Origin of the sequence: Lysobacter sp. OAE881 (genome assembly GCF_040546665.1) — a bacterium.
Lineage (GTDB): Bacteria > Pseudomonadota > Gammaproteobacteria > Xanthomonadales > Xanthomonadaceae > Lysobacter_J > Lysobacter_J soli.
Window position 1 is genome coordinate 1,957,074 of the sequence record NZ_JBEPOG010000001.1, and the last position, 24,489, is coordinate 1,981,562.

The following is a 24,489-nucleotide window of genomic DNA, read 5'->3' on the forward strand; positions in this document are numbered from 1 at the left end:
CTAGGGCCCGATCAGCGCCTGCAACGGCAGCTGGATGTCCGTCAGCGTCCACTTGAACCCCTCGCGCGTAAGCACGAACACCACCGGATCCCCGTCCGCATTGCGCACGGTGGCGCTGAAGCGCGACGGCGATTCGAAGCGGTAGCTCGCATCGCGCAGGGGATCGGGTGGCGGGACATGGGCGAGCCCGTCGTTGGGATCGACACCGCCGCCGCTCAGCCGATGCAGCAGGCCGCGCCCCTGCAGAACCGCGCCGATGCCGGCCGGCGTGGCGAGCGCATCGACGATCCCGCCCGCGGCCTGGTTCGCCAATCCCAACGCAAACGCGCCCAGCGGGTTGTTCTGCGCGTCGACGCCCGCCTTGCGCGCGAGCGTGTCCTCGACCTGCGCCCGAAGGCTGCGCCGCACCGCGACGAAATCGACGTGCTTTGCCAGCGCGGCGGTGTCTTCCTCGGCGACAGCCTCGCGGATCGCGTTGATGGTCAGGAACGGGCCGGCGGCGATCCAGCCGGCCAGCGCCAGCAGGACGAGGACGAGGAGGGCGATCCACTTTTTCATCGGCGACGAACCGGTCGGAGGAACGGCGATGGTAGGGCGCCCGGGTCGCCGGCGCGATGAAGGCGGATGCCGTGCCGCATCGGGCGGCCGGCGCGCAAGCTGCAGTGCACATCGCATCCGGCGGGGCGATGGCTCAGTATGTGCGCCTTCACAGCCCGCTCGAACGAGGTTTTCCATGCAGTCATGGCTCCGGCGCAAGGACATCGACAAGCTCACCGTCCATGAGGAAGGGCGGCGGCTGGTGCCCACCCTGGGCTGGCCGCACCTGGTCGCGCTGGGCATCGGCGCGATCGTCGGCACCGGCATCTACACGCTGATCGGCGTGGGCGCCGACAAGGCGGGCCCTGCGGTGCTGCTGTCCTTCATCGTCGCCGGCGTGGTCTGCGCCTGCGCGGCGCTGGCGTACGCCGAGATGTCCACGATGATGCCGGCCGCCGGCAGCGCCTACACCTACAGCTACACCGTGCTGGGCGAGGCGATCGCGTGGATCGTCGGCTGGAGCCTGATCCTCGAATACTCGCTGGTGGTGAGCACGGTCGCGGTGGGCTGGTCCGGCTATTTCGCCGGCTTCCTGCAATGGGTGCACACGCAGACAGGGTGGAACGTCATGCTGCCCACGGCGCTCATGGCCGGCCCGCACGCCGGCGGCGTGATCAACCTGCCGGCGATCGTCATCACCTTCCTCGTCGCCGGCATGCTCATCGCCGGCACGCGCGAGAGTGCGACGCTCAACGCGATCCTGGTGGTGTTCAAGCTGATCGCACTCGCCGTGTTCATCGTCGTCGCGCTGCCGGCGTTCGATTCGGCCAACCTCACGCCGTTCATGCCGTACGGCTTCCCGAAGTCGATCGATGCCGAAGGCGTGGAGCGCGGCGTCATGGCCGCGGCGGCGATCATCTTCTTCGCCTTCTACGGCTTCGATGCGATTTCCACAGCCGCCGAAGAGACCAAGAACCCGGGCCGCGATTTGTCGATCGGCATCATCGGTTCGATGGTCGGCTGCACGCTGATCTACGTGCTGGTCGCGCTCGCCGCGGTGGGTGCGATGAGCTTCACCGTGTTCGGCAAGAGCGCCGAGCCGCTGGCGCTGATCATGCGCGAGCTGGGTCATCCGCAGGCCGCGCTGGTGATCGGCATCGTGGCGGTGATCGCGCTGCCGACGGTGCTGCTGGCGTTCTTCTACGGCCAGAGCCGCATCTTCTTCGTGATGTCGCGCGACGGCCTGCTGCCGCGCAGCCTGTCGAAGGTGAACCCGCGCACCGGCACGCCGGTGGCGATCACGCTGTTCACCGCGGTGCTGGTCGCCGCGCTGGCGGGCGTGGCACGGCTGGACGAAATCGCCGCGCTGGCCAACGCCGGCACGCTGGTGGCGTTCATCGCGGTGTCGGTGTGCATGCTGGTGCTGCGCAAGCGCGATCCGAACCGCCCGCGCGTGTTCCGCACGCCGATGGCATGGGTCGTCGGCCCGCTGGCGATCTTCGGCTGCCTGTACCTGTTCTGGAGCCTGCCGCACACCACGCAGAAGTGGTTCCTGGTGTGGAACGTGGTGGGCGTGATCGTGTACGTGCTCTACAGCCGGCGTGCGAGCCTGCTGGCGAAGGGGCAGAACGTCTGAGGACGTTCCCTCCTGTTGACGAAGAAAAGGCGCCGCAGGGCGCCTTTTCTTTTCAAGCGTCATTCCCGTTGTTTTTCAGCTGTCATTCCCGCGAAGGCGGGAATCCATCCGTCAGCGGCATCAACTCATCCGGAAAACGTGGGACGTCGGAACCATGGATTCCCGCCTACGCGGGAATGACATCAAAAACCGGGAAACGCGGGCGGCGCCCGACTACCCCAGCGCCGCCGAAAGCACCGCCCCGGCTTCCTCTTCGATCTTCAACGCCGCCAGCTCGTCCGCGCGCGTGCGCCCGCGGTTGAGGATCGCCAGCGGAATGCCGGTCTCGTGCGCCATCCGCGCGAAGCGGAAGCCCGAATAGACCATCAGCGACGAACCCACGACGAGCATCGCGTCGGACGCCTTAAGCGCCTCGCCGGCGCGCACCGCGCGATCCTTCGGCACGTTCTCGCCGAAGAACACCACGTCGGGTTTGAGCATCCCGCCGCAGGCCTCGCAGGCCGGCACGGTGAAGCGGGTGAAATCGTGTCCGTCGAGGTCCGCGTCGCCGTCCGGCGCGGTGGTCGCATCGAGATGGACCCAATCGGGATTCGCCTCGGCGAGCCGCGCCTGCAATGCCGCGCGGGGCGATTCGGTCCGGCATTGCAGGCAGACGACGCCGTCGAGCCGGCCGTGCAGGTCGATCACGTGGCGGCTGCCGGCGCGCTGGTGCAGGCCATCGACGTTCTGCGTCAGCAGCATCGAGACGCCGCTGCGCGATTCCCAGTCGGCCAGCGCGAGATGCACGCCGTTGGGCTTGGCGTCGTCGATGCGCGGCCAGCCGATGAAACTCCGCGCCCAGTAGCGGGCGTTCACGCGCGCATCGCCCGTGAAGGCCTGATAGGTGACGGGCGGGGTGCGCTTCCACTGGCCGTCCGCGTCGCGGTAGTCGGGGATGCCGGAGTTCGTGCTGCAGCCGGCGCCGGTCAGCACGAAGACGCGCCGGAACGGGGCGAGCCATTCGCGCAGCGCTTCGGCCGGCGAGTCGGTGGGGTTGGGCAGGGCGGACATGCCTCCATCTTATGGGCGAGGGGAGAAGGCCCAAGCCCCGCGAGCCTGAACGCGCTCGTTCCTGCCGTCCCAAGGCCGGTCGACCTGAACCTCTGGCCGATCGTCGTCTCACAACCTGAGACACGCCTCCCGCACCATCGATCCCATGCCCCTGAGCGCCTTCCATCCCGCCGTCGCCGCCTGGTTCGCCAAGGCCTTCCCCGCGCCCACGCCGGCCCAGATGCAGGCGTGGCCGGCGATTCGCAGCGGCCGCGACACCCTCGTCGCCGCGCCCACGGGTTCGGGCAAGACGCTGACGGCGTTTATGACCGCCATCGACATGCTGGTCCGCCGTGGGCTGGAGCATGCGAACAACGGAACCCTGTTCGACGAGGCGGCCGCGCTGCCCGACGAAACCTTCGTCGTCTACATCTCGCCGCTGAAAGCGCTCTCCAACGACATCCGCATCAACCTCGAGGCGCCGCTCGCTGGCATCCGCGAGGAACTGGCGGCGATGGGCCTGCCCGACGTCGAGATCCGCACCGCCGTGCGCACCGGCGACACGCCGCAGGCCGAGCGCGCGGCGAACCGTCGCAAGCCGCCGCACATTCTCGTCACCACGCCCGAATCGCTCTACGTGCTGCTCGGCTCGGAATCCGGTCGCGCCATGTTGTCGACGGTGCGTTCGGTGATCGTCGACGAAATCCACGCCGTGGCTGCGAGCAAGCGGGGTAGCCATCTCGCGCTCTCGCTGGAGCGCATGGAAGCGCTGTGCGGTCATCGCCTCACGCGCGTCGGCCTGTCGGCCACGCAGAAGCCGATCGAGGAAGTCGCGCGTTTCCTCGTCGGCTCGGCCAACGTCGCGCCCGACGGCACGCCGGACTGCGAGATCGTCGACATCGGTTACACGCGCCAGCGCGACCTGTCGCTCGAACTGCCGCCGACGCCGCTCAGCGCGGTGATGTCGTCCGACCAGTGGGAGCAGGTCTACACGCGCGTGTGCGAACTGGTCGAACAGCACCGCACCACGCTCGTCTTCGTCAACACGCGCCGCATGGCCGAGCGGGCCGCGCACCATCTGGGCGAAAAGCTCGGCAAGGACGCGGTGGCCGCGCATCACGGTTCGCTGTCGAAGGAACTGCGCCTGGACGCCGAGCAACGCCTCAAGCGCGGCGAACTGCGCGTGCTGGTGGCGACGGCATCGCTGGAACTGGGCATCGACATCGGCGACGTGGACCTGGCTCTGCCAACTCGGTTCGCCGCGTTCGATCGCGGCGTTCCTGCAGCGCGTGGGTCGCTCCGGCCACTACGTGGGCGGCACGCCGAAGGGACGGCTGTTCCCGCAGACGCGCGATGAACTGGTCGAATGCGCGGCGCTGCTCGACGGCGTGCGGCGCGGCGAACTCGACGCATTGATCATGCCCGAGGCGCCGCTGGACGTGCTGGCGCAGCAGATCGTCGCCGAAGCGGCATGCCAGGAATGGAGCGAGGACGCGCTGTTCGACTGGGTGCGTCGCGCGTGGCCGTACGCGCAGCTCAAGCGCGAGGATTTCAACGCGATCGTGCGCATGCTCGCCGACGGCTTCACCACGCGTCGCGGCATCCGCGCCGGTTACCTGCATCGCGATGCGGTGAACCGCGTCGTGCGCGGCCGCAAGGGCGGGCGCACCACTGCGCTGATGTCGGGCGGCACGATTCCCGACACCGGCGATTACTCGGTGATCATGGAGCCCGAGTCGGTCTTCATCGGCACGGTCAACGAAGACTTCGCCATCGAAAGCATGGCCGGCGACATCTTCCAGCTGGGCAATGCGAGCTATCGCATCCTGCGCGTAGAGCCGGGCAAGGTCCGCGTGGAAGACGCGCAGGGCCAGCCGCCGAGCATTCCCTTCTGGCTGGGCGAGGCGCCGGGGCGTACGGATGAACTCTCCGTGGCCGTGTCGCGTCTGCGCGAGGAAGTCGTCGCGCGCCTGACGCCGGTGACTGAGCCCCTCTCCCCCCGGGAGAGGGGTTGGGGTGAGGGTCGAGACGAGGAGGGTAACGATGCGGCCGATGCCGACTCTTTCAGTGCGCACGAAGCGTCCCGACTCGCCGCCCACATCGAATCCACCGCCGCCTTCGCGCACCTCACCGAAGACATCCAGCTTCCCCCCGAAGCCGCGCGCCAGATCATCGAATACCTCGGCAGCACCGCCGCCACGCTGGGCGCGATGCCGACGCAGAACACGCTCGTGCTCGAGCGCTTCTTCGACGAATCCGGCGGCACGCAGCTCATCATCCACACGCCCTACGGCAGCCGCATCAACCGCGCGTGGGGCCTGGCGCTGCGCAAGCGGTTCTGCCGCAAGTTCAATTTCGAACTGCAGGCGGCGGCGACCGAGGACGCGATCATCCTGTCGCTGTCCACCAGCCACAGCTTCCCGCTGATCGAAGTGGCGAGTTACCTGCATTCGGCCTCGGCCGAGCACGTGCTGATCCAGGCGTTGCTCGACGCACCGCTGTTCGGCGTGCGCTGGCGCTGGGTCGCGACCACGGCGCTCGCGCTGCCGCGTTTCGTCGGCGGCAAGAAGGTGCCGCCGCAGTTGCAGCGCATGAAGTCCGAGGACCTGCTCGCGACGGTCTTCCCCGACCAGGTCGCGTGCGCGGAAAACCTCGTCGGCGAGCGCGAAGTGCCCGACCATCCGCTGGTGGCGCAGACGCTGCACGACTGCCTTCGCGAAGCGATGGACATCGACGGCTGGCTCGACGTGCTGCGCGCGATGGAGTCGGGCGAAGTGCAGATCGTCGCGCGCGATCTCAGCGCACCGTCGCCGTTCGCCGCGGAGATCCTCAACGCGCGTCCGTACGCGTTTCTCGACGACGCGCCGCTGGAAGAGCGCCGCACGCAGGCCGTGCAGACGCGCCGCTACACCGATGCCGGCAGTGCCGACGACCTCGGCCGTCTCGATGCGGACGCCATCGACGCCGTGCGCGAGGAATGCTGGCCGCAGGTGCGCAACGCCGACGAGATGCACGAGGCGCTGATGGGCCTGGGCGTCGTCACGGAACGCGAGGTGCGCGAGAACGGCTGGGCCGACTGGCTGCAACGCCTGGTCAAGGCGCATCGCGCGACGAAGCTGGCGCCGCCCGCGCTCGACAAGCCCGTGCACCAGCGCGGCAGCGACGGCAACGGCCTGTGGGTCGCGGCCGAACGCCTGCCGCAGCTTCAGGCGGTGTTCGCGAATGTCCCGATGCATCCGCCGATCGAAGCGCCGGCCGAATACGCCGCGCAGCCGTGGGACCGCGAGGACGCGCTGGTCGAACTGCTGCGTTCGCGCCTGACCGGACTGGGGCCGACGCCATCGCAGGTGATCGCCGACGATCTGTCGTTGTCGAAGTCCGACACCGAGCTGGCGTTGCTGCGTCTGCAGAACGAGGGCTACGTGATGCAGGGGCGCTTCACGCCCGGCATCGGCGTGGACGAGTGGTGCGAAAGGCATCTGCTCGCGCGCGTCCACCGCTATACGCTCAAGCGGCTTCGTCGCGAAATCGAGCCCGTCGCGCCGCGCGATTTCATGCGCTTCCTGTTCGACTGGCAACGCGTCGCGCCAAGCGCGCGCGTCAACGGCCCCGAAGCGCTGGCCGGTATCGTCTCGCAGCTGGAGGGTTTCGAAGCGCCCGCGGCCGCGTGGGAAGCCGAGCTGCTGCCTGCGCGCATCAACGACTATTCGATCTCCTGGCTCGACGACCTGTGTACCGCCGGCCGCACCCTGTGGACGCGTTTGCGCGCCGGCCCGGCCGACACCGGCGCCGCGAAGGGCAGCACGCCGGTCCGCGCGACGCCGGTCGTGCTGTTGCCGCGTCGCGATGCCGCCGTGTGGACGCGACTGGCGCCGCCGCCGGCCGCGGACGAAGCGTTGTCGTCCCGTGCGCAGAAGGTCGTCGATTACCTCGGCGAACACGGTGCCTCGTTCTTCGACGAACTCGTCGGTGGCGCGCACCTGCTGCGCACGGAACTGGAAGACGCGCTGGCCGAACTCGTCGCGCGCGGTCGCGTGCATTGCGACAGCTACGCGGGCCTTCGTGCGCTGCTCGTGCCTGCATCGAAGCGGCCGAGCGCGTCGAATCACGGGCGTCGCCGTCGTGCAGCGTTGTTCGGTGTCGAGGACGCCGGCCGCTGGGCATTGATCCGTCGCACCTCGACGCCGCAGGCGCACACCGCCGAAGACGTCGAGCACGTCGCGCGCACCCTGCTGCGCCGCTACGGCGTGGTGTGTTGGCGCCTGCTCGAACGCGAGGCGCAATGGCTGCCGCCGTGGCGCGAGCTGGTGCGTGTTTACCACCGGCTGGAAGCGCGCGGCGAGATCCGCGGCGGTCGTTTCATCTCGGGCCTGTCGGGCGAGCAGTTCGCGCTGCCCGAGGCCATCGGCCTGATGCGCCAGATCCGCCAGCGCCCGCAGGACGGCGCCATGGTGTGCGTGTCGGCGGTCGATCCGTTGAACCTCGTCGGCACGATCGTCAGCGGCGAGAAGGTCCCGCGCCTGGCCGGTTCACGCGTGCTCTATCGCGATGGCGCGCCGCTCGGAACGCTCGTCTCTGGCGAAGTGAACCTGCTGGCCGAACTGCCGCACGACGAGGAAGCGAAGGTGCGCCGCATGCTGCTGCGCGAGCCGGAGCGATCGATCGCGGGGTTCACCGCGCCGATCTCGCTGCCGTCGCTGGCACCGGTGGTTCGCACGACGCATTGATGCGCGGGCTTTGATCGCGGCGGCGTCGTCTCGCCGTTCATGTCTTCAGGCCGCCTTGACCGGCCCGATTCGAAGATGCGTCCGGATCTGCCACGGACACATCGCACATTGGCCACGCGCAAGTCGCCGTCGAAACGCCTGCCTTCGAAAGCGCCTGCCAAGCGCGTCCGCAAACGGGCGGCCGTGCGGGACGGCGAAGCGCCGGAGCCCGTCGACGACAGCCTCGCCGCGATGCGCGAGGCCGCGATGGGCTGCAAACGGTGCCCGCTGTGGAAGCCCGCGACGCAGACGGTATTTGGCGAAGGGCCCGACGATGCGCGCGTGCTCGTCATCGGCGAACAGCCCGGCGACGCCGAAGACCTGAGCGGGCATCCCTTCGTCGGCCCTGCCGGCAAGCTGTTCGATCGCGCGCTCGCCGAACTCGGGCTGGATCGCGCCAGGTTCTACGTCACCAACGCGGTGAAGCACTTCAAGTACGAAGTGCGCGGCAAGGTGCGCCTGCACCGTAGTCCCAACGGCTCCGAACGCGCGGCCTGTCGCATCTGGCTGGAACGCGAACTCGCCGCGGTGAAGCCGGACGTGATCGTGTGCCTTGGCGCGATCGCGGCGCGCTCGGTGCTGGGAAGCAAGTTCCGGCTGATGGCGGAGCGCGGCAGGTGGCAGGCGCTTGCGGATGGAACGCGCGTGCTGGCGACGGTGCATCCGTCGTTCGTGCTGCGGCAGCGCGGCGACGAGGAGCGCCACGCGGCCTACGCGCAGTTCGTCGCGGACCTGTCGCTGCTCAAGCGCGCGAGGGGCAGGACATGACGGCGAAGCAGGGTAGGGTGCGCATCGGGATTTCCGGCTGGCGTTACGCACCGTGGCGCGGCGTGTTCTATCCGCCGGGGCTGGCGCAGCGACGCGAGCTCGAATACGCCGCGCACTGCTTCCACAGCATCGAGATCAATGGCACGTTCTACTCGCTGCAGCGGCCCGAGAGCTTCCGCCTGTGGCGCGACGAAACGCCGGAGGAGTTGCGTCTTCGCCGTGAAGGGAAGCCGCTTCCTCACGCACATGAAGCGCCTGAAGGACTTCGAGACGCCGCTGGCGTCGTTCTTCGCGCAGGGCGTGCTCGCCCTGGGCCCCAAGCTCGGACCGTTCCTCTGGCAGCTGCCGCCGAACTTCCACTTCGATGCGGAGCGGCTGCGTGCGTTCTTCCAGAAGCTGCCGACGAATACGGCGGAAGCAGCGAAGCTCGCGCGTCGGCGAGAAGTGTCGTTGATGAAAGGACGCAGCGTGCTGAGCGCGTCGGGCGACTACCCGCTGCGCCACGCGCTGGAAGTGCGGCACGAGAGCTTCCTCGTGCCCGAATTCACCGCGCTGCTGCGCGAGTTCAACGTCGCGCTGGTGGTGGCCGACACCGCGCGCAAGTTCCCGTTCGTCGGCGATGTCACCGCCGATTTCGTCTACATCCGCCTGCACGGCGACGAGGAACTCTACGCCAGCGGCTACGGCGAGAAGGCGCTCGACGACTGGGCGCGGCGCATCCGCGCGTGGCGTTCCGGCGGCGTGCCGAACGACGTGCCGCGCATCGAACGCTCGCGGCCCGAGCGCCGCCCGCGCGACGTCTACTGCTACTTCGACAACGATGCGAAGGTGCACGCGCCCTTCGACGCGCGCGGCCTGATGCATCGCCTGGGCGGCTGACGCGGGACGGTCAACGCACCGCAACCTTCGGCCGCGAGGATGGCGCGGCCGGTTGCACGGGGGAGCCGGCGTCCCCTGTCCGCAAGGAGCGAGCCCATGCACGTGTTCACCCACCGGATGTTCCGATTCGCCGCCGTGACGCTGCTGGCGTTCGGCATCGCCACGCCCGCCGCTTTCGCCGATGATGCGGCGATGAGCGCTTCGTCCGATCGCCATCGTCCGTCCGATCCGCCCGGCCGCGAGGGCCTGATCGTCATCGGCCACCGCGGCGCCAGCGGCTATCGGCCGGAGCACACGCTGGAGTCCTATCGCCTCGCGATCCGCCAGGGCGCGGATTTCATCGAGCCCGACCTGGTCGCGACGAAGGACGGCGTGCTCGTCGCGCGCCACGAGAACGAGATTTCCGGCACGACCGACGTTGCCTCGCATCCGGAATTCGCCAACCGCCGCACGACCAAGACGATCGACGGCGTGGCGATGACCGGCTGGTTCACCGAGGACTTCACCCTCGCCGAGCTGAAGACGCTCCGTGCGAAGGAGCGCATTCCGGCGATTCGCCCGAATAACACGCGATTCGACGGGCTGTATCCGATCCCGACGCTGGCGGAGGTCATCGCGCTGGTGAAGCGCGAAAGCCGCAACGGCCGGCGCATCGGCATCTATCCGGAAACCAAGCACCCGACGTACTTCGCGCGGGAAGGCCGGCGTCTGGATGGCACGCCGATCCACACCTCGCTCGGCGCGAAGCTGGTCGAAACGCTGGTCGCCGAGGGGTTCACCGATTCGCGCCGCATCTACGTGCAGAGCTTCGAGTTCGAAAACCTGATCGAGCTGAACAAATCGCTGATGCCGGCTGCCGGCATCGACCTGCCGCTGGTGCAGCTCTACGACGACTTCCACAGCGCCACGCCTTACGACCTCACGTACAACCTGGCGCACGGTGCGAACCTGGCGTCGATCTACGGCGGCCTCGTGCAGGCGGCGGGCGGCATCGACGCGAACACGCGGTACGGCGCGTTCGCGAGCGAGGCGGCGTTGACGTGGATGCGCGCGAACTACGCGAGCGGCGTCGGTCCGTGGAAGGGCAGCCTGCTGCCGCGCACGACGCTGCCCGCGCCGGTCGATGCAAACGGCGATGGCAAGGCGGAACTCGCCGCGCAGAACACCGGCGTCGTGCATCCGATGCTGGCGTGGGCGCTGAAGGCGGGATTGCAGGTGCATCCGTACACGTTGCGTGCGGAGGAGTCCTTCCTCGCGCAGACGCCGGGCGGCGTTCCGCAGTCGGTCGTCGCCGAGGCGCTGCAACTCTATGGCCTGGGCGCGCAGGGGTTCTTCATCGACCAGCCGGACCAGGGCGTGCTGGCGCGGGAGATTTTTCTGGAGATCAACCGCGTGCGGGCGAAATAAGCCGACGAAGGCGCCGCTTTGCTTCTGGCTCGTCATTCCCGCGAAGGCGGGAATCCATGGACTTTTCACGCCTTACCGGTGCAGTTCAGAAGCGAAGCTGCCGTCATGTAAGGGATAGGCATTGCGAAAGCATGGAACGTCCCTGGATTCCCGCCTACGCGGGAATGACGGTGATTCTGGTCGCTGGCGATGGAGTGGCCAAACGCAGACGGCCTGGATCCCGGCTTTCGCCGGGATGACGGCGTCGGGAGGTCAACGCAGTGGACGGCCACAAAAGAAAAACCGCCCGGTTTCCCGGGCGGTTCTTCGTTTCACGCGGGGCTGAAGCGGCTTACTTCTTGGCCGCCTTGCCCGTCGGCTGTGCGGCCGGCGCGGTGGTCAGGCCACGCTTCTCCAGCAGCGGCTCGATCTTCGGATCGTGGCCGGCGAAGTTGCGGAACAACTGCAGCGCGTCGGTGCTGCCACCCTGCGAGAGCAGCGTCTGGCGGAAGTGGTCGCCGTTCTTGCGGCTCAGGCCGCCGTTCTGCTTGAACCACTGCACCGAGTTGGCGTCCAGCACTTCCGACCAGATGTAGGCGTAGTAGCCGGCCGCGTAGCCGCCCATGATGTGGCTGAAGTACGGCGTCTTGTAACGCGGCGGCACCGCGTAGAAGTCCACGCCGTCCTTCTTCAGCGCCGCGCCTTCGAACGCCATCACGCCCGAGGCCTGCGGCAGCTGGCCTTCGGTGGCCTGGTGCCAGTTCTGGTCGAGCATCGCCGCGCCCAGGTACTCGGTCGTCGCGAAGCCCTGGTTGAACTTCGACGCCGCGATGACCTTGTCGAGCAGCTCCTTCGGCATCGGCGCGCCGGTCTGGTAGTGCTTGGCGTAGTTGGCCAGGATCGACGGCCAGTCGGCCCACATCTCGTTGACCTGCGAGGGGTACTCGACGAAGTCGCGCGGGACGCTGGTGCCGCTGAAGTAGGGGTACTTCACGTCCGAGAACATGCCGTGCAGCGCGTGGCCGAACTCGTGGAACGCGGTGGTCACTTCATCCCAGGTCAGCAGCGTCGGCTTGCCTTCGCTCGGCTTGGGGATGTTGAGGTGGTTGGCGACCACCGGCTTGAAGCCGGTCAGGCCCGACTGGTCGACGTAGGAGTTCATCCACGCACCGCCGCGCTTGGACGAACGCGCATACGGATCCCAGATGAAGATGGCCAGCTGCGAGCCGTCCTCGTTGAACACGTCGTACACCCAGGTATCCGGGTGGTACTTCGGCAGGTCGGTGCGTTGCTTGAACTTCAGGCCGTACAGCTGGCCGGCGGCGTAGAACACGCCGTTCTCCAGCACGTTCTGCATCTCGAAGTACGGCTTGAGCTGCGATTCGTCGAAGCTGTACTTCTGCTGGCGGACCTTCTCGCTGTAGAAGGACCAGTCCCACGGCTCGAGCTTGAACGTCGGCTGGCCCTTGGCCTTCTGCTCGGCGTCGATCATCGCCTGCAGGTCGGCGGCCTCGCGCTTGGCGTTGGCGACGGCGGCCGGGGCGAGCTGGCCCAGCATCGCGTTGACGGCCTGCGGCGTCTTGGCGGTCTCGTCTTCCAGCACGTAGGCGGCGTAGTTCGGATAGCCCATCAGCTTGGCGCGCTCGGCGCGCAGCTTGGTGACGCGCGCGACGATGCCGGTGTTGTCGAACTCGTTGCCGCGGCTGCCGCGGGCGACGGAGGCCTTGTGCAGGCGCTCGCGCAGCGCGCGGTTGGTCAGCTGCGCCTCCGGCGGCTGGCCGGTGGTGTTGAGCAGCGCGATGACGTACTTGCCCGGCAGGTTGCGCGCCTTGGCGGCTTCGGCGGCGGCGGCGATCTGCTCGTCCGACAGGCCGTCGAGTTCTTCCTTCGTGTCGACGGTGATCGCCGAGGCGTTCACTTCGGCCAACACGTTCTGGCTGAACTTGGTGCCAAGGCCCGCGAGTTCGGCGTTGATCTGCTTCAGCTTGGCCTTGTCTGCGTCGGACAGGTTGGCGCCGGCGCGGACGAAATCGGTGTAGTAGCGCTCGACCAGGCGCACGCCCTGCGCGTCCAGGCCCAGCGAGTCGCGCGTGTCGTACAGCGCCTTCACGCGGGCGAACAGCTTGCCGTTGAGGTTGATGGCGTCGCGGTGCGCGGCGAACTTCGGCGCATAGTCGCCCTGGAGCTTTTCGCGCGTCGGGTTGGTGTCGGTGCCGACCAGGTTGAAGAACACGGTCGTGGCGCGGCCCAGCGTGCGGCCCGAGTTCTCCATCGCGATGATGGTGTTCTCGAAGGTCGGCTTCTCGGGGTTGTTCGCGATCGCGTCGATTTCCTTCAGCTGCTGCGCCATGCCGGCGTCGAAGGCGGGCGCGAAATCGCTGTCCTTGATCTTGTCGAACTGCGGGTAGTGCAGCGGCAGCGTGCTGTCGGCGAAGAACGGGTTGGTGCCTTTGGCGGCGTCGGCTTGCGCACTCACGGCGGTACCTTGCTTGGGGGTCTTGGCGTAAGTGGGGGCGGTCGCGGCGATTGCCACGGCCAGCGCCAGCGCGAGAGGGTGCTTCATGGACTTGGAAACCTCGTCAAAGGGAGCCCGAAGCCTACCCGATGGCCCGTAGGCGGACCCATGACGAAAGGCATGGGGGAATGAACGGCCTCCACCGGCACAGGCTGGCTACACTCGCCGAACAGTCGGACCGCCGGTCCGGACAACGGATGGGACGGGAATGGACATGAACACGAAGACTCGGATGGCGCTGGCCCCGCTCGCCCTGGTGCCGCTGGCGCTTGGCCTGCTCGCCTTGGCACCACAGGCACTGGCCGCCGAAACGCTCCGCTACGTGGCCCTGGTGGACGGCGGCAAGCAGGCGGGGCAGCAGGTCGTGACGACCGGCGCCGACGGCACGACGAAGGTCGAGTTCATCTTCAAGGACAACGGACGCGGTCCGGAGCTGAAGGAGGAATACACCCTCGCGCCCGACGGTACGTACCAGACCTACAAGGTGCAGGGCACCTCGACCTTCGGCGCGAAGATCGACGAGAGCTTCCGCCGCGACGGCGATCAGGCACAGTGGAAGTCGACCTCCGACGAGGGCAGCCAGAAGGTGCAGGGCACCGCGCTGTACCAGCCGCTGGGCGGTTCGCCGGCGGGGTATTCGGTGGCGTTCAACGCATTGTCGAAGCGGGCCGACGGCAAGCTGCCCCTCATCCCGAGCGGCACGCTCACCTCGCGCAAGGTCGGCCAGGCGCAGGTGCAGTGCGGCGCGAAAAAGCGCGACGTGCAGTTGGTCGCGGTGACGGGCGTGGGCCTGGTGCCGACGTTCGTGTGGGCGACGACCGACGCGACCCCGCGCCTGTTCGCCTACATCTATCCGGGCTTCGTGCAGCTGGTGGAGGACGGTTGCCAGGCCATCGCCGCCGATCTGGAAAAACAGCAGAAACAGGCCGAAGGCGATGCGCTCGTCGAACTGGCCAAGCGCCTGGGCCATCCGCTGGCCGGCACGACGCTGATCCGCAACGCGCGCGTGTTCGACAGCGAGAAGGCGACGCTCGGCGCAGCGAGCGACGTGCTGGTGAAGGACGGCAGGATCGTGTCGATCACGCCGACCTCGAAGAAGCCCGCCGCCGCCGACCACGAGATCGACGCGAACGGAAAGGTGCTGCTCCCGGGCCTGTTCGACATGCACGGTCACGTCGGCCGCTGGGACGGTGGGCTGAACCTCGCCGCCGGTGTCACCACCGTGCGCGACATGGGCAACGACAACGCGACGCTCCAGCAGATGCTGGGCGAGATCAAGGCCGGCACGCTGATGTCGCCGGACGTTGTGCCAGCCGGTTTCATCGAGGGCGAAAGCAAGTTCTCCGCACGCAACGGCTTCGTGGTGAAGAACCTCGACGACGCGAAGAAGGCGGTGGACTGGTACGCCGAGCACCACTACCCGCAGATCAAGATCTACAACTCGTTCCCGAAGGACATCCTCAAGGACACCGTCGCCTACGCGCATTCCAAGGGGCTGCGCGTGAGCGGCCACGTGCCGGCGTTCCTGCGCGCGCAGGACGTGGTGGACGACGGCTTCGACGAGATCCAGCACATCAACCAGTTGATGCTGAACTTCTTCGTCGACGACAAAACCGACACGCGCACGCTGGCGCGCTTCTACCTGCCGGCCGAGAAGACCGACGGACTGGACCTCGACAGCAAGCCGGTGCAGGACTTCATCCACACGCTGGCCAGCAAGCAGGTGGTGATCGACCCGACGCTGGCGACGTTCGAGTTCCTGCACCAGCGCGAAGGCCAGATGTCGCCGATCGTGGCCGACGTCGCCGACCACCTGCCGCCGGACGTGCAGCGCGGCCGCCGCGCGGCGGAGATGAACATCCCCGACGACGCCACGGCGGCGAAGTACACGCGTTCGTACGCGAAGATGGTCGAGTTCGTCGGACGCGCCTACAAGGCGGGCGTGCCGATGGTCGCCGGCACCGACGAAATGGTCGGCTTCACCCTGCAGCGGGAGCTGGAGCTCTACGTGCAGGCCGGCCTGACGCCGTCGCAGGCGCTGCAGGTCGCGACGTGGAACGGCGCCAAGTACAGCCGGACGCTGGCCGAGCGCGGTTCGGTCACGCCGGGCAAGCGCTCGGACCTGGTGCTGATCGACGGCGATCCGACGAAGAACATCGCCGATATCCGCAAGGTGGCACTGGTCCTGAAGGGCGATACGGCCTACTACCCGGAAGAGATCCACGAAGCCTTGGGGATCAAGCCGTTCGCGCCGGCGGTTCGGGTGATGAATTCGCGGTGAGGCGATGTTTGCCCCTCTCCCGCGAGCGGGAGAGGGGCTGAACGCGGGCGGGTCAGAGGGGAACCAGGCGGCCCCGATACGCGCCGGTACGGGCCTTTAACACTCTGGTAACATTCCCGCGTCATGTCGAGCTGCCAGGGCGCGGGACCGGGTCCGCGCCGAGGCCGTCAAGGGACGGCCCTGAGTAGATTTTTTCGCTCATCGCATCGCCGTAGTGCGCGCCGGAGAGAAGCCGCGCTGCGTCGGCCTTCGAACCCTTGGCGCCTCCACCTTTTCGGCGCCGCTCATCGAGACCGCCCCATGTCCATGCCGCTCGCTCCGCGCAAGCTTCCCCGCCACGCCCTGACCGTCGCCATCGCCCTGATGCTGCCGGCACAGGCCGCCTTCGCGCAGGATGCGCAGACCACGCCGAGCGAAACGACCTCGGCCACCACGCTGGACACCGTGCAGGTGACCGCGCAGCGCAAGGTCGAGAACCTGCAGGACGTGCCGGTCTCGGTCAGCACGATCAACGCGCAGGAACTCGACGTGCTGGGTTCGGGCGGCGGCGACGTGCGTTCGCTGTCGGGCCGCGTGCCCAGCCTCAACATCGAATCCTCCTTCGGCCGCGCGTTCCCGCGCTTCTACATCCGCGGCTACGGCAACACCGACTTCCGCCTCAACACTTCGCAGCCGGTCTCGCTGGTGTACGACGACGTCGTGCAGGAAAACCCGATCCTCAAGGGCTTCCCGATCTTCGACCTGGATCGCGTCGAAGTGCTGCGCGGCCCGCAGGGCTCGCTGTTCGGCCGCAACAGCCCGGCCGGCGTGGTGAAGTTCGAATCGGCCCGTCCGTCGCAGGAGACCAGCGGCTACGGCAAGCTCGGCGTCGGCACCGACAACATGGTGAATTTCGAAGGCGCCGTCGGCGGCGGCCTGACCGAGAACCTGTCGGCACGCGCGTCGGTGCTGTACCAGCGTCGCGACGACTGGGTCACCAACGACTACCCGGGCCCGAACGACGGCTTCGAGGGCTATGACGAATCCGCCGGCCGCGTGCAGTTCCTGTACGAAGGCGGCGGCTGGGACCTGCTGCTGAACGCTCACGCGCGCCACCTCAACGGCACCGCGCGCCTGTTCCGCGCCAACATCATCGAGCCGGGCACGAACGACCTGGTCTCGGGCTTCGACGAAGACCGCGTCTCGCTCAACGGCCTGAACCACTCCGAGCTCGACAGCCAGGGCGCGAGCGCGCGCCTGAGCTGGAACCTCAGCGACACCTACACGCTGTACGCGATCACCGGCTACGAGTCGGTGGAAACCTACAGCCGCGGCGACATCGACGGCGGCACGCCGGACGGCCCGGGCTTCATCCCGTTCCAGTCCGAAACCGCCGACGGCATCCCGCGCCATTCGCAGTGGACGCAGGAATTCCGCATCGAATCGAACACCGGCACGCCGTGGAACTGGCAGGGCGGCGTGTTCTATTTCAACGAAGACTACGACGTCGAAAGCTTCAGCTACGACTCGCTCAACAACGGCCAGCAGGACGGCTATGAGCGCGTTCGCCAGACCAACGACTCGTGGGCGATCTTCGCCGCCGCCACGTGGCAGGCCACCGACGCGCTCGAACTGCGCGCCGGCATGCGCTACACCTGGGACGAGAAGGAACTGAACGTCCTGGATTACTGGAACACCGGCTTCGCGCCGTGCATCGGCCCGACGCTGGGCATCATCCCGGGCCCGGTGCTGTGCACGAAGGAAGACCTGCTCGCGGCCGAAGGCCCGGGCGGCACGCTGTCGGCGGCGCCGGAAGACAAGAAGTTCAGCTGGGACGTGTCGGCCACGTACGAGATCAACGACGACGTGAACCTCTATGGCCGCGTCGCCACCGGCTACCGCGGCAGCTCGATCCAGGCCGCCGGCGCGTTCAACCGCATGTCGGTCGCCGGTCCGGAAACCTCGACCTCGTACGAGGCGGGCGTGAAGGCCGACCTGTGGAACAACCGCGCGCGCATCAACGCCAACGTCTTCTATTACGAAGTGAAGGACCAGCAGCTGACCGCCGTCGGCGGCGCGGCCAACGCGAACATCCTGCTCAACGCCGACAAGTCGGTGGGCCAGGGCTTCGAGATGGACTTCCAGGCGTACCTGACCGACACCCTGCTGGTCACGCTGGGCAGCAGCTACAACGACACCGAGATCAAGGACAGCGACCTCAACGTCGCCGGTTGCGCGGCGTGCACCGTCACCGATGCGCCGGTGCTCGACCCGGTCACGGGCCTGCCGACCGGCAGCTTCTACATCGACGGCAACCGCCTGCCGCAGGCGCCGAAGTGGACGCACAACCTCACCGCGCGCTGGGGTCTGCCGATGGACAACGGCAACGAGTTCTACGTCTACACCGACTGGATGTACCGCGGCGAACTGAACTTCTTCCTGTACGACTCGGTGGAGTTCACCGCCAAGTCGCTGGTCGAAGGCGGCCTGCGCGTGGGCTACAGCTGGAACTACGGCAAGTACGACGTGGCGCTGTTCGGCCGCAACATCACCGACGAAGTGCAGGTGGTCGGCGCGATCGACTTCAACAACCTCACCGGCATGATCAACGAGCCGCGCACCTTCGGTGCGGAGTTCCGCGCCTCGTTCTGATCGAACGTCGACAAGGTTCGAATGCAGCGACGCCGGGCTTGTCCCGGCGTTGTTGTTTTCCGGGTTCGACATGCGACGCCCGAAGTTCCGTCATCCCGGCGAAAGCCGGGACCCAGGCTCGTACCGCTCGTTCTCGCAATGCGTGCCCTTCGGAATGCGTGACAGGGATGACGCTTCGTTGATTGCGCAACGACGTGCGGGCGTGCGGCGCTATCCTTCCTCAACCCCAACCGGAGCGCCCCCATGACCACCGCCTACGACTTCACCGCCACCGATATCGACGGCCAGCCGCGCTCGCTGGGCGAGTTCCAGGGCAAGGCGCTGCTGATCGTCAACGTCGCGTCCAAGTGCGGGTTCACGCCGCAGTACACGGGGCTGGAAAAACTGCAGCGCGATTACGCCGCGCGCGGATTCGACGTGCTGGGCTTCCCGTGCGACCAGTTCGGCCACCAGGAGCCGGGCGACGAGGCGGAGATCAAGAATTTCTGCTCGCTCACCTACGACGTGACCTTCCCGATGTTCGCCAAGGTCGACGTCAACGGCGACGCTGCGCATCCGCTGTGGAAGTGGCTGAAGGACGAGAAGGGCGGCCTGCTCGGCATCGACGCCATCAAGTGGAACTTCACCAAGTTCCTCGTCGGCCGCGACGGCCGCGTGCTGAAGCGTTACGCCCCGACCGACAAGCCCGAGTCGATCGCGAAGGACATCGAGGCCGCGCTGGCCTGATTCGATGTCCGCGGCGTCATGCCGTTGACGTCGCACCGGCGCATTCGCATCGCACGCTGCGACCGCGGCCCCGCGTAGGCGCGCGCGCGGCTGCAACTGGCCGTTGCCCGAAAGCCCCGGCGTTGCCTCGTCTGGAGGTGTCGCATGTTCAGTGGTCGCTGGCCGGGCTGGAGTGCCTGGGCCGCGTCCACCTGCGTCGCGCAGCGTGGACGGGGCGGGGCACGTGAGGCGGGTGCAGGGCGTGGCGTCGCGTTCGTCGTCGCGCTGCTGCTCGCGTTGGCCTGCGCCCCGTCCCCGGCGGTCGGCGCGACGGCGCCACTCGCGTCGGCCCCCGTCGCGAATGACGCCCGGGAGCCGGACGACGCACCAGACGAGGAGCGCTTCGGCGCCTCCAGCTATTTCTCGGCGACGCCGCAACTGAGGCCGTTGCGGCCGCTGGCGCACCTGCCGCCGAACGCGCGGGCGAGGGTGCACGCCGCGGTGGCCACCGCGCCGGATCCGTGGGAAACGCGGCTCGGACGCTCGTTCGACATGGAAATGGCGGCGATGATCACTGCCTTCCAGGCGCGAGGTTACGTGCTCGACGGGTTCGCGCTGGCATGGCATCCGCGCGATGCGGAGGCCGCGAAAGCAGGCAGGAAGTCCGACGCCGACACCGGCCGCGATCTCCATCGCGAGATCCCGGGCGTGATGCTCTTCCGTCGGGATGGATGGCGCAGCGGCGGCGATGTCGAGTATTACGCCGTGTTCCTGGTGGGCGATTCGCAGACCTTCGGCGTGGAGCCGGCCGCGTTCGCCCGGGCCGCGCGTTGCGCGCTGCTGTTCAACGGTATCGGCCCCGACGAACTGCAGGCCGCGCGCCGCGTCGATTGCGACCTGGCCGCCGTGCCGCCGACGACGCGCGAGCGCGGGCTCGACATCATCGGGCCCAGCTTCTCCGGTTCGATGCAGTCCATGGCCGTGGCGCTGGGGAACCTGTGCAACGGCCCGTGCGACGAACGCGTACGCGTGACGATGCTCAGCCCGTCGGCGTCGGTGGGAAGCAATCGGGCGATCGTGGTGCACCCGTTCCTCGCGCGTCGCGATGGCGAAGGTACCGCGCCGGTCGAGTACCACTCGCTTGCCAGGAATCTGGCGACGCAGATAGCCGGCTTGCTGGGCCACCTGTGCCGGGACGAAGGCATTCCCGTGGAGAACGTCACGATCCTCGCGGAGGAATCCACCTTCGGCGGCGAGGCATTGCGGCTGGCCCGCCACGACCCGTCCGCGATCGGCTGCGGCGAGCGCCTGCGCATTTCCGCGCGGCAATTCCCGCCCAACATCGCCTCGATCCGCGCCGAGCATTCCATCCTGCGCGGCGCGCAGCGCGAGCACGCCGAGGCCGCGCTGCCGGCCACGCGACGCCTGCTCGAACTGGACATGGGCGGTGCGGAAGCAGCGTCGGAACGCCCGCCGGTGTACCAGCCCAGCCTGACGTCGCGATCGGACGAGCTGATGCTCTATCGCGGCTTCGACACGATGAAGGTGTATCGCACGCCGAATGTCGTGGTGATCGTGGCCACCGACATCCGCGACCGACTGTTCCTGCTGGGCGAAGTGCGCAAGGCGCTACCTGGCGCGCTGCCGGTGATGGTCGAGCTGGACTTCCTCGCGGTGCATCCCGACTACCGCAAGGCCAGCCGCGGCGCCGTGGTGCTGGCGGCGGGCGAGCCCGTGACGTGCCTGGGCGAACAGGGCGACCTGGTGGCGTGCCGCGCGGTCGTGAAGGACGAGCGCTGCCACGCGCCGCGGCAGGACGATGTCGCGGGTGCCGGCGCGGCAAACGCGCGCGGCAGGACGCAGAAGACGCGTTTCCCGTTCGCCACGGACCACGCCGCCAACACGTTCCGTGCGGTGGTGTTGCTGGACGAGTTCCGCGAGGGCAACGCGCCTTTCGGTCAGTTCATGGCGCGCAAGGAGCGGGCGCTTGCGGAGCCCGGAGAGCCCGTCGCCTACGTCGCCACCATGGCCGGCTTCCAGGGGCTGGGCCGCAAATCCTACGAGCAGCGCAGCCTAGTCGCGGTCGCCGACGTTCGGCTCGCGATGCAGGAGCCGGCGTACCTTGCGCTGATGCTGGGCGGCCTGTTCTTCGTCGTGGCGGCCGTCTGGCTCTGGCTGGGCGAATGCCGCGGCCGCGTGATGCTGCCGTTCCTGCGCGGGCTCGTCTCCGATTTCCGCGCCACGACCGCGACGGCGTGGCGTCGCTGGCGGCATGGGCGTCGCTTCGAAGCGACACCCTGCCAGAACCCCTCCGCCGCGGCTTCGCTGCAGCCGGCCTGTCGAACGGCGTGGCTGGCGGCGATGACAGCGGTAGGCGCCGCCGCACTGGTCATCGCCACGTGCCGGCTTGTCGAGCTGCTGCAGTCCAGCGCCGACGACGCGACGCGCCAGCCGTGCTACTTCATGCTCGCGCACGGCCGCGACCTGCACGCGCTGGCCTGCATCTGGCTGCTTTACGCCGGGCTGTGCATCGTCGCGTACATGCGGCTCAACGTGTCCAATCGCCGCTACGCGTTCTACAACGCCGTGTTCACCCGCAACGCACGCCGCACCGCGAATCGCACGCGGGTGATCACCGGCGTGTCGTGGGCTGTGCCGGTCGTGTGCGGGTTGGCGGCGATGGGGCTGGTGCTGCTCGTGCACGGGCGCGCCGTCAGCATCGACAACAACGACGTGTGGTGGATCGCCGGCATCGTGCTCGCCACGGGGCTGGCGTTCCTGGTGAACCTGTTCTGGCAGGTGCGGCTGCTGGGCAACCTGTCGTTGTCGCTGGCGCGGACCATCGCGCCGGTGCAGGCGCAGCGCGCCATTCCCGACTGGCCCAAGCCCTCGGCGATCCGCGAAGCGCCACAGACGCCCTTTAACCTGTCGCTGCGCGAATACCGGCGCGACATGCCGGCGCTGCTGCGCGCCTCGCCGCGCGCGTGGGCGAAGCGCACGCTGCAGGTGATGCGCGATGCAGGCACCAGCGGCCCGGATGCGATGAATCCCTGGCAGTTCGAGCGCTGGACCGAGCAGCTCGTGGCCGAACTGAAACTGTGCGTCGTCACGATCCGGACGTGCGCATGGTGCGCGATGCTGGCGCCGGTCTCGGTGCTGGTCGCGATGTCGGTCTATCCGCCGGTCTACGAGCGCCTGCTGACGTCCATCGCGATCATGCTGCTGCTGCTCAGCTTCGCCGCCACGATCCTGGTCGTGCTGCGGCTGGAGAAGGATGCGATGCTCGGCCTGATGTTCACCAACGACGGCAACACGCTCACCTTCGGCGGCGCGCTGCGCGCGTTGTGGCCGAAATTCGTGGCGATGGGGCTGATCCTGGTGCCGCTGGCCGCGCCCGACGTGTGGTCGTGGATGTACGGGCTGGTGCGTTCGATCAACTCGTTCGGTTGACCTACTTCTCGACGAACGCCCGCTCGAACACGTACTGCCCCGGCGTGCCGATGCGCGGCGCGGCGGTGAAACCTCGGCGATCGAGGATGTCGCGGAAGTCGGCCAGCATCTGCGGGCTGCCGCAGATCATCGCGCGGTCGTGCTCCGGATCCAGCGCGGGCAGGCCGAGGTGTTCCATCATCCGGCCGCTGTCGAACAGCTCGGTGAGGCGGCCGCGCTGGTCACGACCGTCGAAGTCGAACGCCTCGCGCGTCACTGCCGGGTAGTACTTCAGCTTCGCGGCGATCTGCTCGCCGAGGAACTCGTGTCGCGGCAGTTCGTTGACGAAGTAGTCGCGATACGCGAGGTCCTGCGCGCTGCGGACGCCGTGGGTCAGGATGACGTTGTCGAAACGCTCGTAGGTTTCCGGATCCTTGATCACCGCCAGCCACGGCGCCAGGCCCGTGCCGGTGCCCAGAAGGTAGAGATTGCGGCCCACGTGCAGGTCGTGGATTAAAAGCGTGCCGGTGGGCTTGCGGCCGATCAGCACCTCGTCGCCGGGCTTGATCGACTTCAGGCGCGAGGTCAGCGGGCCGTTGGGCACCTTGATGCTGAAGAACTCCAGCTGCTCTTCCCAGTTCGCGCTCGCGATGGAATACGCGCGCAGCAGCGGCTTGTGCGAGCCGTCGGGCTGTTCGACCTGGAGGCCGATCATCACGAACTGGCCGTTCTCGAAACGGAAGCCGTCGTCGCGCGTGGTGGTGAAGCTGAAGTAATCGTCCGTCCAGTGACGGACATCCAGCACCGTCTCGGTGCCAAAAGCGGAGGACATCGGGGTGTCTGGGGCGAGTGGGGGAAGCGCGGCCATTGTAGCCCAGACGCCTTCACTTGATATTGATTCTCATCTGGGCGACATGGCGCCGACTATGCTCCGGCCCATGCGAACGATCTGGACCGTGGGCCATTCCACGCGCGAATGGCCGCAATTCCTCAGCCTGCTGATGCAGGCGGGTGTCGAGGCGGTGGCCGACGTCCGGCGCTATCCGGCGTCGCGTCGCCATCCGCAGTTCGCCGCCGCGACGATGGCCGGCGGGCTGGCCGAAGCCGGCATCGACTACATCCCGATGGTCGAACTGGGCGGCCGGCGCAATCCGCGCAAGGATTCGCCCAACACCGCGTGGCGCAACGCGTCCTTTCGCGGCTATGCGGATTACATGGCGACCGAGGACTACCGCGAGGCGCGCGATCGGCTCGAGGCGATCGCCGCCACGCGCCGCACCGCCGTGATGTGCGCGGAGGCCTACTGGACGCAGTGCCACCGCAGCCTCATCAGCGACGACCTGAAGTCGCGCGGCTGGACCGTCGTGCACCTGATCGCCCCCAACCGCATGGAAGAACACCCGTACACGAAGGCAGCGCGGATCGTGGATGGACGGCTGGATTACGCCGCGGTCAGCGCGGCGGCGCCGCAGGGCGACCTGTTCTGAGCGTTACTTCGCTTCGGCGATGCGCGAGGAATGCGAGGCGATCATCTTCCACGCGCCATCGCGCTGCACCCACACGCGCGTGAAACGGAAGCGGCCATTCCACGGCACGCCATTGCTGACGCCCGACTGCACGCTGGTGCCGGTGACCACGACCGTGTCGCCGTAGCGGCGCGCGCGGACGTCCTCGTTGCCGATGCCGGAGTTGCGACGCGCGCTGGTGCGCAGTTCGTCCAGGTAATCGGCCTTGTACTGCACGCGGCCGTCGGAGTGGGTGAGCATCCAGTCGTCGGCCAGGATGCGGTCGAGGCCGGCCACGTCCGGCTTCATGCGCAGCTCGTTCCAGGTCGCGTCCATCGCGAGCAGTTCGGTCTCGCTTTCGACGGCGAACGTGGGCGAGGAGACGAGCAGGAGCAGGGTGAGGAGGATCGTCCGGATCATGG

General features: G+C 68.0%; 12 protein-coding genes and 3 pseudogenes. 10 read left to right on the plus strand and 5 right to left on the minus strand.

Annotation, left to right across the window (positions count from 1 at the left end; all coding sequences use genetic code 11):
- Nucleotides 1–558 (minus strand): DUF2939 domain-containing protein, encoded by a 558-nt coding sequence (locus ABIE51_RS09120; protein ID WP_192630477.1) that lies wholly within the window; start codon nt 556–558, stop codon nt 1–3.
- Nucleotides 559–733: 175 nt separating this feature from the next.
- Between ABIE51_RS09120 and ABIE51_RS09125 the strand changes: the two genes are divergently transcribed.
- A complete protein-coding gene (locus ABIE51_RS09125; RefSeq protein WP_192630478.1) occupies nt 734–2,173 on the plus strand; it encodes an amino acid permease in 1,440 nt (479 codons plus the stop codon).
- A gap of 213 nt (nt 2,174–2,386) precedes the next feature.
- Here the strand turns inward: ABIE51_RS09125 and ABIE51_RS09130 are convergent, their stop codons facing one another.
- A complete protein-coding gene (locus ABIE51_RS09130; protein WP_192630479.1) occupies nt 2,387–3,223 on the minus strand; it encodes an NAD-dependent protein deacetylase in 837 nt (278 codons plus the stop codon).
- Nucleotides 3,224–3,368: 145 nt separating this feature from the next.
- Between ABIE51_RS09130 and ABIE51_RS09135 the strand changes: the two are divergent.
- The 4 genes and pseudogenes from ABIE51_RS09135 to ABIE51_RS09150 all read left to right on the plus strand — a co-directional run bounded on the left by ABIE51_RS09135 (nt 3,369) and on the right by ABIE51_RS09150 (nt 11,022).
- Nucleotides 3,369–7,929, plus strand: a pseudogene (locus ABIE51_RS09135) (DEAD/DEAH box helicase).
- 132 nt (nt 7,930–8,061) lie between these two features.
- Nucleotides 8,062–8,736: pseudogene (locus tag ABIE51_RS09140) on the plus strand (UdgX family uracil-DNA binding protein); the annotation flags it as partial.
- Nucleotides 8,733–9,615, plus strand: a pseudogene (locus ABIE51_RS09145) (DUF72 domain-containing protein). The pseudogenes ABIE51_RS09140 and ABIE51_RS09145, both read left to right, overlap by 4 nt.
- Nucleotides 9,616–9,711: 96 nt before the next feature.
- Nucleotides 9,712–11,022 (plus strand): glycerophosphodiester phosphodiesterase family protein, encoded by a 1,311-nt coding sequence (locus tag ABIE51_RS09150; protein ID WP_192630482.1) that lies wholly within the window; start codon nt 9,712–9,714, stop codon nt 11,020–11,022.
- Between the two features lie 331 nt (nt 11,023–11,353).
- Here the strand turns inward: ABIE51_RS09150 and ABIE51_RS09155 are convergent, their stop codons facing one another.
- Nucleotides 11,354–13,564 carry a M3 family metallopeptidase gene (locus tag ABIE51_RS09155; RefSeq protein ID WP_192630483.1) on the minus strand — a complete coding sequence of 737 codons (2,211 nt, stop codon included), beginning with the start codon at nt 13,562–13,564 and terminating at the stop codon, nt 11,354–11,356.
- Nucleotides 13,565–13,730: 166 nt separating this feature from the next.
- On the opposite strand from ABIE51_RS09155, the gene ABIE51_RS09160 reads away from it, so the two are divergent.
- The 4 genes from ABIE51_RS09160 (at nt 13,731) to ABIE51_RS09175 (ending at nt 22,583) form a co-directional block, all read left to right on the plus strand.
- Complete coding sequence (locus ABIE51_RS09160) at nt 13,731–15,797, plus strand: amidohydrolase family protein (protein ID WP_354503895.1); 2,067 nt, start codon at nt 13,731–13,733, stop codon at nt 15,795–15,797.
- Nucleotides 15,798–16,103: 306 nt separating this feature from the next.
- Nucleotides 16,104–18,428 (plus strand): TonB-dependent receptor, encoded by a 2,325-nt coding sequence (locus tag ABIE51_RS09165; RefSeq protein WP_502913331.1) that lies wholly within the window; start codon nt 16,104–16,106, stop codon nt 18,426–18,428.
- A gap of 243 nt (nt 18,429–18,671) precedes the next feature.
- Entirely contained in the window at nt 18,672–19,154 is a 483-nt protein-coding gene (locus ABIE51_RS09170; protein ID WP_115840545.1) for a glutathione peroxidase, read from the plus strand.
- 144 nt (nt 19,155–19,298) lie between these two features.
- Entirely contained in the window at nt 19,299–22,583 is a 3,285-nt protein-coding gene (locus ABIE51_RS09175) for a hypothetical protein (RefSeq protein ID WP_192630485.1), read from the plus strand.
- A 1-nt stretch (nt 22,584) separates the two neighbouring features.
- On the opposite strand, the gene ABIE51_RS09180 is transcribed toward ABIE51_RS09175, so the two are convergent.
- Nucleotides 22,585–23,394: a ferredoxin--NADP reductase gene (locus ABIE51_RS09180; protein WP_115840543.1), complete on the minus strand. Its 810-nt coding sequence runs from the start codon at nt 23,392–23,394 to the stop codon at nt 22,585–22,587.
- 106 nt (nt 23,395–23,500) lie between these two features.
- Between ABIE51_RS09180 and ABIE51_RS09185 the strand changes: the two genes are divergently transcribed.
- On the plus strand, nt 23,501–24,049 hold the full coding sequence (locus tag ABIE51_RS09185) for a DUF488 domain-containing protein (RefSeq protein WP_354503898.1): 549 nt from the start codon (nt 23,501–23,503) through the stop codon (nt 24,047–24,049).
- Between the two features lie 3 nt (nt 24,050–24,052).
- Here the strand turns inward: ABIE51_RS09185 and ABIE51_RS09190 are convergent, their stop codons facing one another.
- Nucleotides 24,053–24,487: a nuclear transport factor 2 family protein gene (locus ABIE51_RS09190; RefSeq protein WP_192630487.1), complete on the minus strand. Its 435-nt coding sequence runs from the start codon at nt 24,485–24,487 to the stop codon at nt 24,053–24,055.
- Nucleotides 24,488–24,489 lie beyond the last annotated feature (2 nt).

Excerpts from the sequence above, each read along its gene's own strand:
- ABIE51_RS09120 (WP_192630477.1), bottom strand. The coding sequence starts at position 558 with ATGAAAAAGTGGATCGCCCTCCTCGTCCTCGTCCTGCTGGCGCTGGCC.
- ABIE51_RS09125 (WP_192630478.1), top strand. The coding sequence starts at position 734 with ATGCAGTCATGGCTCCGGCGCAAGGACATCGACAAGCTCACCGTCCAT.
- ABIE51_RS09130 (WP_192630479.1), bottom strand. The coding sequence starts at position 3,223 with ATGTCCGCCCTGCCCAACCCCACCGACTCGCCGGCCGAAGCGCTGCGC.
- ABIE51_RS09150 (WP_192630482.1), top strand. The coding sequence starts at position 9,712 with ATGCACGTGTTCACCCACCGGATGTTCCGATTCGCCGCCGTGACGCTG.
- ABIE51_RS09155 (WP_192630483.1), bottom strand. The coding sequence starts at position 13,564 with ATGAAGCACCCTCTCGCGCTGGCGCTGGCCGTGGCAATCGCCGCGACC.
- ABIE51_RS09160 (WP_354503895.1), top strand. The coding sequence starts at position 13,731 with ATGAACACGAAGACTCGGATGGCGCTGGCCCCGCTCGCCCTGGTGCCG.
- ABIE51_RS09165 (WP_502913331.1), top strand. The coding sequence starts at position 16,104 with ATGCCGCTCGCTCCGCGCAAGCTTCCCCGCCACGCCCTGACCGTCGCC.
- ABIE51_RS09170 (WP_115840545.1), top strand. The coding sequence starts at position 18,672 with ATGACCACCGCCTACGACTTCACCGCCACCGATATCGACGGCCAGCCG.
- ABIE51_RS09175 (WP_192630485.1), top strand. The coding sequence starts at position 19,299 with ATGTTCAGTGGTCGCTGGCCGGGCTGGAGTGCCTGGGCCGCGTCCACC.
- ABIE51_RS09180 (WP_115840543.1), bottom strand. The coding sequence starts at position 23,394 with ATGTCCTCCGCTTTTGGCACCGAGACGGTGCTGGATGTCCGTCACTGG.
- ABIE51_RS09185 (WP_354503898.1), top strand. The coding sequence starts at position 23,501 with ATGCGAACGATCTGGACCGTGGGCCATTCCACGCGCGAATGGCCGCAA.
- ABIE51_RS09190 (WP_192630487.1), bottom strand. The coding sequence starts at position 24,487 with ATGATCCGGACGATCCTCCTCACCCTGCTCCTGCTCGTCTCCTCGCCC.